This window comes from Micromonospora sp. LA-10 (assembly GCF_051853095.1).
Lineage (GTDB): Bacteria > Actinomycetota > Actinomycetes > Mycobacteriales > Micromonosporaceae > Micromonospora > Micromonospora echinospora_A.
The window spans coordinates 2,653,219-2,665,876 of the sequence record NZ_CP195710.1 but is presented as its reverse complement, the minus strand read 5'-3'; the positions used below and the strand labels follow the sequence as shown (position 1 = coordinate 2,665,876).

Genomic DNA, 12,658 nt, shown 5'->3' with positions numbered 1-12,658 from the left:
TCGTCGGCGTCGAGTGGCCGGAGGGCAACGAGCGCGCCGTCTGGGACCTGGCCGACCAGTGGTACGGCGTCGCAGGCGTCCTGACCGGTCCGCGTGACGACGCCACCGCCGCCGCCGGTGAGGTGAAGAGCGGGTACGGCGGCGTCGGCCTGGTCGCCGGCGCGTTCGACACGGCCTGGCACAAGCTCGCCGAAGGTGAGGACGCGCCGCTGCACGTCCTCGTGGCGGCCACCGACGAACTGGGCCGGCTGGTCGACTCCTGCGGCTGCGACATCGAGGGCGCGAAGCTCGAAGCATGGATCGAGCTGGGCATCCTGGTCGTGGAGCTGCTGGCCCTGGCGGTGGCCGCCGTGCTCACCCTGGGCGCCGCCTCCCCGGCGGCCGCCGCCGCGATCACCGCGACGAGGGTCGTCGTTCAGCAGATCTTCAAGCGCCTGGTGGCCCAGCTCGCGCGCAAGGCGGTCAAGCAGGGCCTCAAGGAGGCGGGCGAACGGGCCGCGAAGGAGGCGGCGAAGGCCGGTGCCCGTGGGCTGGCCCGGCGGGCGGCGCTCGGCGGCCTGGTGGAGGCCGGTCAGGAGGCGGGCACGAACCTCGCGACCCAGGCGTACCAGAACACCACCGGCCGACGTGACGGCCTGGACCTGACCGACGTGAGCACGTCGGCTCTCGGCGGCTTCGCCGGTGGAGCGGTTGCGCCGCTCGCCGGTCTGGGCCGGCATGCGAGCGGGCGGTTCGCGGAGATCGGCGAGCGGCTCGGCCGGGAGATGGCCGGGGAGACACTGGCCGAGACCGCGGCCGGGCTGGCCACCGGTCAGGGGCCGTCGCTGGAGGATCTGGCGCGGGCGGCCGCCTCCGGGGCAGGCGGATCCGCCACCAATCAGGCGGACTCGGCGCTGCAACGCCGCCTCGACGGCCAGTTGAGCGGGTTGACCGTTGCGCCGATCGGCCTGGACGTGCCACCCGTCGCCGACCCCGTCGGGCTCATCCCGGCCCAGCGGGTCGCCGAGCCGGTCGTTCAGGGCGGCGAAGCGGTGGCAGGCCAGCTCTCCCCGACACCCACACCCGTCTCGCTGCACGCTGCCGCCTCCCACCCCCTCGCGGTGGATCCGCCGCATCCGGCGCCGGAGACGGTGGCGTCGCCGGTGGCCGGTGCCACCCCACCGGACGCGACACGGCTACCGGTCGCATCCAGCCCCACGTTGTCCTCGGTGATCACGGATGTGCCCGTCGTGTCGCCCACCGAGCAGCCCGACCCGCGAACCGGCACGGGTTCCCCGACCGTGACGCCTGGTGGCAACGCCCCGCTGCCGTCGACTCCGGTCCAGGCTGCAGCGGGGCCGGCCACACTGTCCCCGCCGGTCGGGGATCACCCGCAGTCGGCGGGGCCACCACTGTCGGACCGGACCGTCCCCGGCGTCGCACATCCCGCACCGGTGAACACCCCGCCGCCACCACCGCAGTCCGCGTCACCCCAAGGGCCGCTCGGGCCGGATCCCCGCCCGACGCCGAATCCGCGCTTCCCGTTGCTGGAGTCCCTGGCACCACCCCGGCCTGCCGCCGATCCGCCGGCACCCAGCCCTGGCCCGGTCGACCCGCCGCCTCCCGACCTGCGGACCATCCGGGAGCGCGCCGCGCGCCTCGCGGCCGACCGCGAGTCGTTCGACCGGCGCCGCTACCACGGTTATCTGCAGTCCCAGCGCACGTGGTTCGAGGATCGCCGGCGCCAGACCAGGGCCGACTGGCTGCATGAACGTGCCGCCTATCACGAGGAACGGGCCAGCGACTGGGCCGCGCAGGCGATGGAGCTACGTCGCACCGGGCGGACGTTGGCGGCACAACGATGGCACCGCGAAGCGCACGAGGCGGATCTCGAGGCGGCCGAGCTGCGCCAGGAGGCTCGGCAGGTCCTCGCCGGAAGAGTCGTGCCGGAGCGGGTGATGGTCGAGGACGACCTCGACTTCTACCGCATCAACGACGACGTGGCGGACCTGGCCGTCGGCGCGGTCGAGACGGCCGACCATTCGGCGCTCACCGGCAATGGCCACCCCGAACCGATCGACAGGTCCCGGCCCTACGGCCGCAGGGGAGGGCTCCGGCCGCCGCTCGCGCTGCACCAGACCGACCTGGAACGGCAGATGCCCCGCAACCCGGACGGCAGCGTCGCGCGTACCGCCGATCCCCGCCGTGGCGGGTGGTTCCGCCTGGCGAACGACGGCGGGCCGGCGGCGGACGCGACCCGGGGCATCAACTGCCTCGACTGCACGCTGTCGCTGTTCGAGACCTGGGTCCACGGGCGGCCGCGGGTCGCCGCTCCGCGTACGTTCGACGGCTACCTCGACGGTGACGTGCTCCGGCCGGTGGGCGGCGAGGCGGACGGACCGCTGCGGGTCGAGGAGACCACCGGTGGCCGGTTCCAGAACCTGTGCCCGGTCGACCGGCCCGGCATCACCGGCCCGGAGCGGCAGTGGCTGGTGGATCGCGGCTACCGCGACCTGTACGCGCAACTGGCGTCGAGCGGCCACGGCAGCTACGCGTTCCTCATCACCAGCTTCGAGGGCGGCGGATCGCACGCCTGGGTGGCGTTGAACCAGAACGGCACGATCCTCTTCCTCGACCCGCAGTCGGGCGCCGTCGCCGACCGGCCGCTCTATCACCACAGCGGCCGCCCGTTCGAGGGCAACGTGGTCGGTGTCGACGCGCTGGTGCTCGGCCCCGACGGACGGCCGAGGCCGCTCACCGGCCGTTCGCCCGGCACGTACAACGTCCTGCCTGAACCCCGGCCTCGCCCCGCGCCGCCACGCCTGCCCGAGCCGCCGCCGGCCGACGACGGGAACGCGCCGGACTTCAACCACGTCCACCTGCTCGGCGAGTCCACCACCATCCACCGCCGGGCCGACGGACCACTGCCGGGCAACGCGCCGCCCGTCGAGCCGCAGCCCGACCGGGTACGCGAGGAACACCGGCAGGCGCACGCCGACCGGATCGCCGGCGGGCACTACGTACGCGACGTGCTCGCCGAGAGCGGAAGCCTCGACGCGGCCTTCGCCGCCGGGGTGACACCGGTCGAACTGGCGCAGGCCGCCGACGTGCCGACGCTGCGGCGGCTCGTACCCGGGTTGGACGATGCCGCCGCAGCGGACCTGACGCGGTTGTTCGCCGACCCGCGCGTGCAACGGATGCTCGACCAGAGCTGGGAAGCGCCACCGCGACGGGAGGAGTTGCTGGCCGAGACGCTGGTACGGCAGCTCGCGGAGCGGCCCGACCTGGTCCGGATGATCCTGGCGACACCGGAACTCGCGAACTCGCTGACCGCGCGGCCGCTGACCCTGCACCACCTGGCCAGCCATCAGCAGGCCATCGACGTGCTCGGCGACGTGCTGGCGGATATCGAGACGGACGGACCCGAGGCGCAGGTGCTGGAGGGCGACCCGAACCCTTCCCCCATTCCACTGACTCCTGAGCAGCTCAGGCTGACGCGGTACCTGGCTTCCCGGCGCCAACCGGCCGGACAGGACGGGTTCGATCCGAGCAGGAAGCGGGACCCGGACTATGTCGCCGAATATCTAGCCGGGCTGAATGCCGAAGCGGCTGTAGCGCAAGTGAGCCTGAATGCGATCGCTACCGCACTTGCGGGACAAAAGGGGGAGCCCGGCTGGCGCACCGAACCTAAGACGCAGGGCCGGATCATGGACAAAATGGTCGAATATGGAAATGACGCTTCTCGCCTGAAGGACTTGGCCGCCGCGAAGGTGGAGTTCTCCACTCTCAACGACATCTATGACGCGTTAGCCGACCTCGTCGAGGATCCCGACGTGATGATTCTGGATGTCAAGGATCGCTTCGTCGTTCCGAACGGTAGTGGTCACTGTGACATCCTGCTGAACCTTCGCCTGTCTAATGGGCACGTCGGGGAGTTGCGCCTGCAACTCAAAGCCTTGGAGGTCGTCGCCGAATGGGAGCATGCGTTGTATGAGGTCCGGCGCGACCTCGATGCGCTGGCGGAGCTGGACGGACGTCCGCTGACGACGATGGAGACGGCGGTCCGGGATGGTCTGCTAAGACGCATGCAGACCATCTACTGGGACGCGGTACAGCAGACATTGGGAGAGGCGTAAGACAGTGACCCATCCGGCCGGCCTCGTGTTGCCGAAGTTCTTCCTCTACTACGACTCGCCGGTGAAGTTGGTGAGGACGGAGGACGGCGGCATGGCGGGCTGGCGGCTCTCACTCGACAACGGCCGCTGGCAGCCGGCGAACGATCTCGTGGACAGGGTGCTGTTCGGTAGGGACGACGAGATATTCGAGATCAACCCCGAGGAGTTCGTCTGGTACGTCGAGCAGGAGCGGGGCCTGGGTCAGCGCGGTGATGGGCCGATCTCCGCTCTCTACGAAACCGTTCGAGCGATCCAGGACACGCTGCGGGAGGAGCGTCGATATCCGACGCCCACGGAGCAGGCGTTGATCAAGCGGATCAGGCGGCGGACCTTCGTGATGTTCGAAGAAGAACTCCAGCGCGCCGGTGACCCCGGCGCCGACCCGACGGTCGTCAGCCTGTCGGCTGACGAAGACCGCGAGGAGCCACCGCGATGAGGCAGTTGGCGAGCTTGAGGCTGCCCAACTTCTTCAGCTACTACGACTCTCCGGTGAAGTTGGTCGCCACCGCTGACGGTGGCATGGCTGGCTGGCGACTCTCCAAGGACACCGGCGGTTGGCGCGAGGCCAACAATCTCATCGACAAGGTGCTTTTCATCGGCGGCGACGAGATCAACGAGATATCGCGAGATGAGTTCATTCAGCTCACTGAGCACGAACGGGGCCGCTATCTGCGCGGCGACGGGCCGATCTTCGCTCTCTACGAGACCGTTCGGGCGATCGAGGACACGCTTCGGGAGGAGCGCCGGTATCCAACGCCGCAGGAGCAGGCGCTGATCCGGGGAGTCCGGCGGCGGACCTTCGTGATGTTCGAGGAGCAGCTCCAGCAGGCCGGTGACCCCGCCGCCGACCCCACCATCGCCACCACCGCCTCCTGACACGGCCCGGGAACCTCATGTCCGTCGACGAAAGTCCGCCTGTGCCGTACGTGCCGCCCGCCGACGTGACGGAGGCGACGCGCGTACAGGAGGAGTTGCGATCTCGGGTGGACCTGGTGGGGCCCGGTCCCAGCGCGCCCGCGACGGTGGCCGGGCTGGACGTGGCCTACGCGCCCGACGGTGACCTGCTCGCCGCGGCCGTCACGGTGCTGGACGCGGTCAGCCTCGCCGTGGTGGACGAGGCGGTGTGCGTGGGCCGGCCCGCCTTTCCGTACGTGCCGGGGTTGTTCGCCTTCCGGGAGATGCCGGCGCTGCTGGCGGCGTTGGGCCGGCTGACCGTCCGCCCAGAGCTGCTGGTGTGCGATGGGCACGGGCTGGCGCATCCGCGCCGGTTCGGGCTGGCCTGCCATATGGGTCTGGTGACCGGGCTGCCCGCGATCGGGGTGGGCAAGACGCCGCTCGTCGGCTCGTGGACGGGGCCGGGTCCGGAGCGTGGTGACAGCGCCGACCTGTGTGACGAGGGCGACGTGATCGGGCGGGTGCTGCGTACCCGGGAGGGCGTCCGGCCGGTCTTCGTCAGCGTCGGGCACCGGATGGGGTTGGACAACGCGGTGGAACGGGTACTGGCACTGACGCCCCGGTACCGGCTGCCGGAGACGACCCGGACGGCCGACCAGCTCTGCCGCCGGGCGCTCGCTGCGGCCGTCGTCTCCGGCGGTGACCTGGACCGGCGGTGAACGCGTGGCGCGGCACACATGTGGCGTGGTCGATGCGCGGGCACCCTCCGGGCCCGGTAGTAACCTGACCGGCGGATCCGGTCCGGACGCAACGGTGAGGTGGGGATGTCGGTGGGGCGGCACGCGGCGCGGTGGGCCATGGTCGGCGCGCTGCTGGGTGGGCTCATCGCCGTCCCGGCGTCGCCGGCGTCGGCCCGGGACGACCGGGTCGGGCTGCGCTCGGCGGGCAGCTTCACCGCCGGTGGCTCGCCGGGCGCCGTGACTGTCGAGGTGCGCAAGCGCACCGACGGCTGCGTGCAGCTGCGTACCGCGATCGGGCTCCGGCTGGAGGGCCTGCGGGCCGACCAGGTGCGGGTGCAGGTCGCCGCCGACGGCCGCTGGACGCCGGTGCAGGTCTCCGGTGGTGACGGCGCGGTCGCCACCGCCGCGGTCGCGCCGGTCGACCGGCCGCTGTGCAAGGGCAAGGGCGTCACCGTGCGCTACCGGGTGTCCTTCCTGGCCGGCGTCGTCGGCGGGCGGCTGGAACTGGCGGGCGAGGCGAGCGCCGCGAACGGTGACGTGCTCGGCCGGGCCGGTGGGTCGGCTCGGCTGGTGGGCGCGCCGCCTACGCCGAGTCCGAGCCCGTCCCGCAAGCCCTCGCCGACGCCCACCCCCAGCGCGAGCGAGACCACGCCGGCCGACGCGACGGACACGTCGCCGGTCGCCGCCGCTGTCGCCCCGGCCACCGCCGCGGCCGACGACTCGTCGTTCGGAGGTTCCATGATCATGTGGTTCGGTATTGCGCTGGTGCTCGTCGGCGCGGCGCTCATCGTCCTGCTGCTGCGCCGCAACCGTGCCGACCGCAGCGGCGGCGGGCCGGTCGCCGACCCGCCGCCGGTCCCGCTGCCACGCAGCACCACCACCTACCGTTCCGGCGCCACCGGGGCGGCCCCCACGGTGTACGGCGGCGCCCCGGCGCCCCGTCCGGCCGGCAACGTGTACGGCGCGCCCGCGCCTGCGCCCGGCCCGACGCCGCCCGCGCCCAGCCCCACGCCGCCCGCGGCCGGCCCGATGCCGCCGGCCCCCGCGGGCGGGGACGCGACGAGTGTCCTGCCCCGCTTGCCGGACTGAGGCCGAACCCGACCGGCTCGCGGGGTTACCGTGACGGTGGGTGGTCGCGCCGTGACCCGGTGGCCGCCACCTGCCCGGCCGGAGGACGGACACCGGGGCCGAACGGGGCCCGGTGCCGGGGCCGGTTGGCCGATAAGATCGCGTGCGCCGATCGGCACCGCCGACCGGTGAGACCACATACGTGGAAGGAGCCGCGCCGTGGCCCTGGACCCGCAGTTGCTCGACATCCTCGCCTGCCCGGACACGCACCATGCCCCGCTCGACTACGACGCGCAGGCGCAGACGCTCACCTGCACCGAGTGCGGTCGCATCTTCGAGGTCCGCGACGACGTACCGGTGCTCCTGCTGGACGAGGCGCGCGGTGGACCCGCCGCCGACGAGGCGCGGGGCGGGTCGTCGCGGTGATGGAGGGTACGGCCGGGGTCAGCGGGCACCGGCACGCCGACGAGGCACTGCTCAACGACGCGGCGCTGCTGGCCGAGCGGGATCCGGGCGGCATGCTCCGGCACACCGCGTCCGCCGGCGCCCAGGTGCGCGAGACGGCGGCGCTGGCCGCCGAGGCCAACCTGTCCGTGCTCGCCGACGACGGCCGGCCGCGCGCGGTGGTCATCGCCGGAATCGGCACCGCCGGGCGTACCGGTGACGTGCTGGCCACTGTCGCCGGGCCGCGCTGCCCGGTGCCGGTCATCCCGCACCGCAGCGCCGGCGTGCCGGGCTGGGTGGGCGCGGCGGACGTGGTCATCGCGGTGAGCGCGTCCGGCCGCAGCCCCGAGGCGCTGGGCGCGGCCGAGGCGGCGCACCGGCGTGGGGCCCGGCTGGTGGCGGTGGGCGCGCCCGACTCGCAGCTCCAGTCGGTGGCGGAGCGGGCCCGGGCGCCGTTCATCCCGGTGCCGCGGCGCGCACCGGCCCGGGCCAGCCTCTGGGCGCTCACCGTGCCGGTTCTGCTCGCCGCCCGTACCCTCGGGCTCGTGAAGGTCAACGAGGCCGATCTGGCGGAGACGGCGGCCCGGCTCGACGCCGACGCCGATCGATGCCGGCCGACCGCGGAGTCCTTCGTGAATCCGGCGAAGTCGCTGGCGCTGGGGCTGTCCGGCTCGATCCCGATCGTGTGGGGCTCGTCCCCGCTGGCTACTGTCGCGGCCCGGCGGTTCGGCGACACCTTGTCCGCCAACGCCCGTTACCCGGTGGTCGCCGGCGCGCTGGGCGAGGCGGGCCGGGGCCGTGTCGGCCTGCTCGACGGCGTGTTCGGCGGCCTGGCCGAGGGCGAGCGGGACATCTTCGCCGACCCGGGCGACGACGAGTCCGACGGCACCCGGCTGCGGCTGGTGCTGCTGCGCGACGGCGGCCTCAACGCCGACGACGACACCGACGAGCCGCTGGCGGTGGAGGAGCGCCGCGCGGACGCGGTGCAGACGCTCGCCGAGCGCCGTGGGGTGCGCTGTGACGTGGTGACCGCCGAGGGCGGCTCCGCGCTGGAGCGGCTCGCGTCGCTGGTGGCGGTCCCCGACTTCGCCTCGATCTACCTCGCCCTGGCACACGGGCTGGACCCGATGGCGGTACCGGCCATCACGGAGATGAAGGAGCTGGCAAACCAGTGAGCACACGGGGCGACGAGCGAGGCGGGGAATGAGCGCAAACGGGGGCACCAAGGCGATCGTCGCCGCCCTGGCGGCGAACCTCGGTATCGCCGTCACCAAGTTCGTCGCGTTCGCCCTCACCGGCTCGTCGTCGATGCTGGCCGAGTCGATCCACTCGGTGGCCGACTCGGGCAACCAGGGCCTGCTGCTGCTCGGCGGCCGGCGGGCCAAGCGGCAGGCCACGCCGCAGCACCCGTTCGGGTACGGCCGGGAGCGCTACATCTACGCCTTCATCGTGGCGATCGTGCTGTTCAGCATCGGTGGCCTGTTCGCGCTCTACGAGGCGTACCACAAGGCGTCCGACCCGCACCCGATCGAGAACTGGCAGTGGGTGCCGGTGGTGGTGCTCGTCGCGGCGATCGTGATGGAGGGCTTCTCCTTCCGTACCGCCATCAAGGAGTCGAACCTGGTCCGGGGCAACCAGACCTGGGTGCGGTTCATCCGCCGCGCCAAGGCCCCGGAGCTGCCGGTGGTGCTGCTGGAGGACTTCGGCGCCCTGGTCGGTCTGGTCTTCGCGCTGTTCGGCGTCGGCATGACGCTGATCACCGGCAACGGCATGTGGGACGCGGCGGGCACCGCGATGATCGGTGTGCTGCTGGTGATCATCGCGATCACGCTGGCGATCGAGACCAAGAGCCTGCTGCTCGGCGAGGGCGCGGAGCAGGGCGAGCTGGACAAGATCGAGCAGGCCGTCACGAGTGGTCCCGAGGTCGAGCGGATCATCCACATGAAGACGCTCTACCTGGGCCCGGAGGAGCTGATGGTGGCCGCGAAGATCGCGGTACCGGCCTGGGAGACCGCCGAGGACCTGGCGCGCGACATCAACGCGGTCGAGGCGCGGATCCGGCGTGAGGTGCCGACCGCCCGGGTGATCTACCTGGAGCCGGACATCTACTCCCCGGAGGCAGAGCGGGCGGGCACCGGGCAGGCGGCGAGGACCGCTGTCCGGGAGGCCGCGGCCGCCGACGAGGCGCACACGGCCGACGAGGTGGCCGGGCGGCCCGGGAGCTGACCGATGGAGTTGTTGCAGGGCCGGATCCGCGACTACGCCTGGGGCTCGCGCACCGCGATCGCCGAGTTGCAGGGGCGGCCGGTGCCGAGCAACGGGCCGGAGGCGGAGCTGTGGCTGGGCGCCCACCCGGGCGCCCCGGGCACTGTGCAGCGGGACGGCCGCCCGGTCAGCCTCACCGAGTTGCTGGTGGCCGAGCCGGGCCACTGGCTGGGTGAGCGGCTGGTCGGCCGGTTCGGCACCCGGCTGCCGTTCCTGCTGAAGGTGCTGGCCGCCGACGCGCCGCTGAGCCTCCAGGCCCATCCGGACGCCGAGCAGGCCCGCGCCGGGCACGCCGCCGACGTGGGGCGGGTCAACTACGTCGACCCGTACCACAAGCCGGAGCTGCTGGTGGCGCTCTCGGAGTTCGACGCACTCTGCGGCTTCCGCGACCCGGGGGAGTCGGCGGCGGCGATCGCCGCGTTCGGCGTACCCGCGCTGGAACCTGTGGTGGCAGCGTTGCGTGCCGGGCCGGCGGGGCTGCGGGAGGCGGTACGCCTGCTGTTGAGCTGGCCGCAGGCGGAGCGCGCCGGGCTGGTGGCGGCCGTGCTGGCGGCGGCGGACGCCGGGCCGGCGTCGGCGGACGCGGAGCTGGTACGCGCGCTGGCGGCCGGCTATCCGGACGATCCGGGCGTGGTGGTGGCGCTGCTGCTGCACCACGTCCGGCTGGCGCCCGGCGAGGGCATCTGGATGCCGGCGGGGAACCTGCACGCCTATCTGCGCGGCACCGGCGTGGAGATCATGGCGGCCAGCGACAACGTGCTGCGCGGCGGGCTGACCGCGAAGCGGGTCGACGTGGACGAGCTGCTGCGGGTACTCCGGTTCGAGGTGCTGACCGAGCCGGTGCTGCGGCCGGAGACGGTGGCGCCCGGGGTGCTGACGTGGCCGGTGCCGGTGGAGGACTTCGCGCTGCACCGGGTCGAGGTGGCCGCCGGGTCGCCGGGGGCGCGGCTGACGCTGCCCGGGCCGCGGGTGGTGCTCTGCCGGGCCGGGAAGCTCACAGTCGACGACGGGGTGGGCGTGGTCACGCTCGGCGCGGGACAGGCCGCCGTGGGGACGGCGGCGGGCGGTCCGCTGACGCTGGGCGGGGACGGCGAGGCGTTCGTCGCCACCTGCGGTCTCAGCTGAGCGTCCGAGTGAAAGCCGCAAGTCCGACTTTCCCGAAATAGCTTGACGGTCCACTGGCGCGGTGTGACTCTATGGGTACGCAGCGTTGTCGCGACGAAGGTCCGATGACGTGCGGGGGAACCAAACCGGGGGGATGCACGGGGCGGCCGGGCCGTGGACGGAAAGTCCGTCCATGACCGACCGCCCCGTGCGCTGTCCGCCGACCGGCCGATTGTGTGCTCGGTCAACCGGGCATCGGCCGGACGGGTCGCGCGCGTAAGGTGGAAGGCTGCGCACCACATCGTTCGACAGGAGCTTCCATGACCAGCACCCTCCCCGCGGCCTCCAGCGGCGCGTCGTCGCAGGCTCGGCCGAGCACCCTCGCCGAGGGCGACTACAAGGTGGCGGATCTGTCGCTCGCCGCGTTCGGGCGCAAGGAGATCCGGCTCGCCGAGCACGAGATGCCCGGCCTGATGGCGATCCGGCGTGAGTTCGCCGAGGCCCAGCCGCTGGCCGGCGCCCGCATCACCGGCTCGCTGCACATGACCGTCCAGACCGCCGTCCTGATCGAGACCCTTGTCGCGCTCGGCGCGCAGGTCCGCTGGGCGTCCTGCAACATCTTCTCCACCCAGGACCACGCCGCCGCGGCGATCGTGGTCGGCCCCGAGGGCACCCCCGAGGCCCCGGCCGGCGTGCCGGTCTACGCCTGGAAGGGCGAGACGCTGCCGGAGTACTGGTGGTGCACCGAGCAGGTGCTCGCCTGGCCGGACGGGCAGGGCCCGAACATGATCCTGGACGACGGCGGCGACGCCACCCTGCTCGTCCACAAGGGCGCCGAGTTCGAGAAGGCCGGCGTCGTGCCGCCGGTCGAGTCCGCCGACTCCGAGGAGTACGCGGTCATTCTCGAACTGCTGCACCGCTCGCTGGCCGAGGACAACCAGCGCTGGACCCGGATCGCCGCCGGCATCAAGGGCGTCACCGAGGAGACCACCACCGGCGTGCACCGGCTCTACGAGATGCACCGCGCCGGCACGCTGCTCTTCCCGGCCATCAACGTCAACGACTCGGTGACCAAGAGCAAGTTCGACAACAAGTACGGCTGCCGCCACTCGCTCATCGACGGCATCAACCGGGCCACCGACGTGCTGATCGGCGGCAAGATGGCTGTCGTCATGGGCTACGGCGACGTGGGCAAGGGCTGCGCCGAGTCGCTGCGCGGCCAGGGCGCCCGGGTCGTGGTGACCGAGGTCGACCCGATCTGTGCGCTCCAGGCGGCGATGGACGGCTACCAGGTCGCCACGCTGGACGACGTGGTGGAGCAGGCGGACATCTTCATCACCGCGACCGGCTGCTTCGACGTCATCACCAACGAGCACATGGCCCGGATGAAGCACCAGGCCATCGTCGGCAACATCGGCCACTTCGACAACGAGATCGACATGGCCGGCCTGGCCAAGCGCAGCGACGTCACGCGGGAGAACATCAAGCCGCAGGTCGACGTGTGGCGCTTCGACGACGGCCACGCGATCATCGTGCTCTCCGAGGGCCGCCTGCTGAACCTGGGCAACGCCACCGGCCACCCGAGCTTCGTGATGTCGAACTCGTTCGCCAACCAGACGATCGCCCAGATCGAGCTGTTCACCAAGACCGACGAGTACCCGATCGGCGTCTACGTGCTGCCCAAGCACCTGGACGAGAAGGTCGCCCGGCTGCACCTGGACGCGCTCGGCGCGAAGCTGACCACGCTCACCAAGGAGCAGGCCGCCTACCTGGGCGTCTCCCCGGAGGGCCCGTTCAAGTCGGACCACTACCGCTACTGAGTTCCACGCTCCCGGAAGGACCGGGGTCGGCCGCCGCGCGGCCGTCCCGGTCCTTTTCGCGTACGGGGGGAGTCCGGCGGATGTCGAACCGGGTGACGTTACAGCGATCAGCTTGACGTTTGCTGTGAACAGGAGCAAGGTATGGCTGCCCTAAGTTAACTGAGGCAAG

General features: G+C 72.4%; 10 protein-coding genes. All 10 read left to right on the top strand.

Translation table 11 applies throughout. The features are described 5' to 3' along the window. Positions 1-221: 221 nt before the first annotated feature. Positions 222-4,115 carry a toxin glutamine deamidase domain-containing protein gene (locus ACSDG8_RS12380; RefSeq protein ID WP_439427892.1) on the top strand — a complete coding sequence of 1,298 codons (3,894 nt, stop codon included), beginning with the start codon at positions 222-224 and terminating at the stop codon, positions 4,113-4,115. Positions 4,116-4,119: 4 nt separating this feature from the next. Beyond that, positions 4,120-4,590, top strand: a complete 471-nt coding sequence (locus ACSDG8_RS12375) for a hypothetical protein (RefSeq protein WP_439427891.1) — start codon at positions 4,120-4,122, stop codon at positions 4,588-4,590. Then, positions 4,587-5,030 carry a hypothetical protein gene (locus tag ACSDG8_RS12370; RefSeq protein ID WP_439427890.1) on the top strand — a complete coding sequence of 148 codons (444 nt, stop codon included), beginning with the start codon at positions 4,587-4,589 and terminating at the stop codon, positions 5,028-5,030. Before ACSDG8_RS12375 ends, ACSDG8_RS12370 begins: the two co-directional genes overlap by 4 nt. A gap of 17 nt (positions 5,031-5,047) precedes the next feature. Then, the gene (nfi, locus tag ACSDG8_RS12365) at positions 5,048-5,767 is read left to right on the top strand and encodes a deoxyribonuclease V (protein ID WP_439427889.1); all 720 of its coding nucleotides are present in this window, start codon (positions 5,048-5,050) and stop codon (positions 5,765-5,767) included. A gap of 105 nt (positions 5,768-5,872) precedes the next feature. Then, entirely contained in the window at positions 5,873-6,877 is a 1,005-nt protein-coding gene (locus ACSDG8_RS12360; RefSeq protein ID WP_439427888.1) for a hypothetical protein, read from the top strand. Between the two features lie 198 nt (positions 6,878-7,075). Further along, positions 7,076-7,282, top strand: a complete 207-nt coding sequence (locus ACSDG8_RS12355) for a Trm112 family protein (protein ID WP_091418686.1) — start codon at positions 7,076-7,078, stop codon at positions 7,280-7,282. Next, positions 7,279-8,475, top strand: coding sequence for an SIS domain-containing protein (locus ACSDG8_RS12350; protein WP_210896540.1), 1,197 nt, complete (start codon positions 7,279-7,281; stop codon positions 8,473-8,475). Before ACSDG8_RS12355 ends, ACSDG8_RS12350 begins: the two co-directional genes overlap by 4 nt. A gap of 28 nt (positions 8,476-8,503) precedes the next feature. After that, positions 8,504-9,526 carry a cation diffusion facilitator family transporter gene (locus ACSDG8_RS12345; protein ID WP_210896538.1) on the top strand — a complete coding sequence of 341 codons (1,023 nt, stop codon included), beginning with the start codon at positions 8,504-8,506 and terminating at the stop codon, positions 9,524-9,526. 3 nt (positions 9,527-9,529) lie between these two features. Continuing rightward, positions 9,530-10,690: a mannose-6-phosphate isomerase, class I gene (manA, locus tag ACSDG8_RS12340; protein WP_210896536.1), complete on the top strand. Its 1,161-nt coding sequence runs from the start codon at positions 9,530-9,532 to the stop codon at positions 10,688-10,690. Between the two features lie 299 nt (positions 10,691-10,989). Further along, positions 10,990-12,489 carry an adenosylhomocysteinase gene (ahcY, locus tag ACSDG8_RS12335; RefSeq protein WP_030501394.1) on the top strand — a complete coding sequence of 500 codons (1,500 nt, stop codon included), beginning with the start codon at positions 10,990-10,992 and terminating at the stop codon, positions 12,487-12,489. Positions 12,490-12,658: the final 169 nt, after the last annotated feature.

Coding starts and splice junctions, on each gene's coding strand:
- nfi (WP_439427889.1), top strand. CDS start 5,048: ATGTCCGTCGACGAAAGTCCGCCTGTGCCGTACGTGCCGCCCGCCGAC.
- ahcY (WP_030501394.1), top strand. CDS start 10,990: ATGACCAGCACCCTCCCCGCGGCCTCCAGCGGCGCGTCGTCGCAGGCT.
- ACSDG8_RS12360 (WP_439427888.1), top strand. CDS start 5,873: ATGTCGGTGGGGCGGCACGCGGCGCGGTGGGCCATGGTCGGCGCGCTG.
- ACSDG8_RS12370 (WP_439427890.1), top strand. CDS start 4,587: ATGAGGCAGTTGGCGAGCTTGAGGCTGCCCAACTTCTTCAGCTACTAC.
- ACSDG8_RS12345 (WP_210896538.1), top strand. CDS start 8,504: ATGAGCGCAAACGGGGGCACCAAGGCGATCGTCGCCGCCCTGGCGGCG.
- manA (WP_210896536.1), top strand. CDS start 9,530: ATGGAGTTGTTGCAGGGCCGGATCCGCGACTACGCCTGGGGCTCGCGC.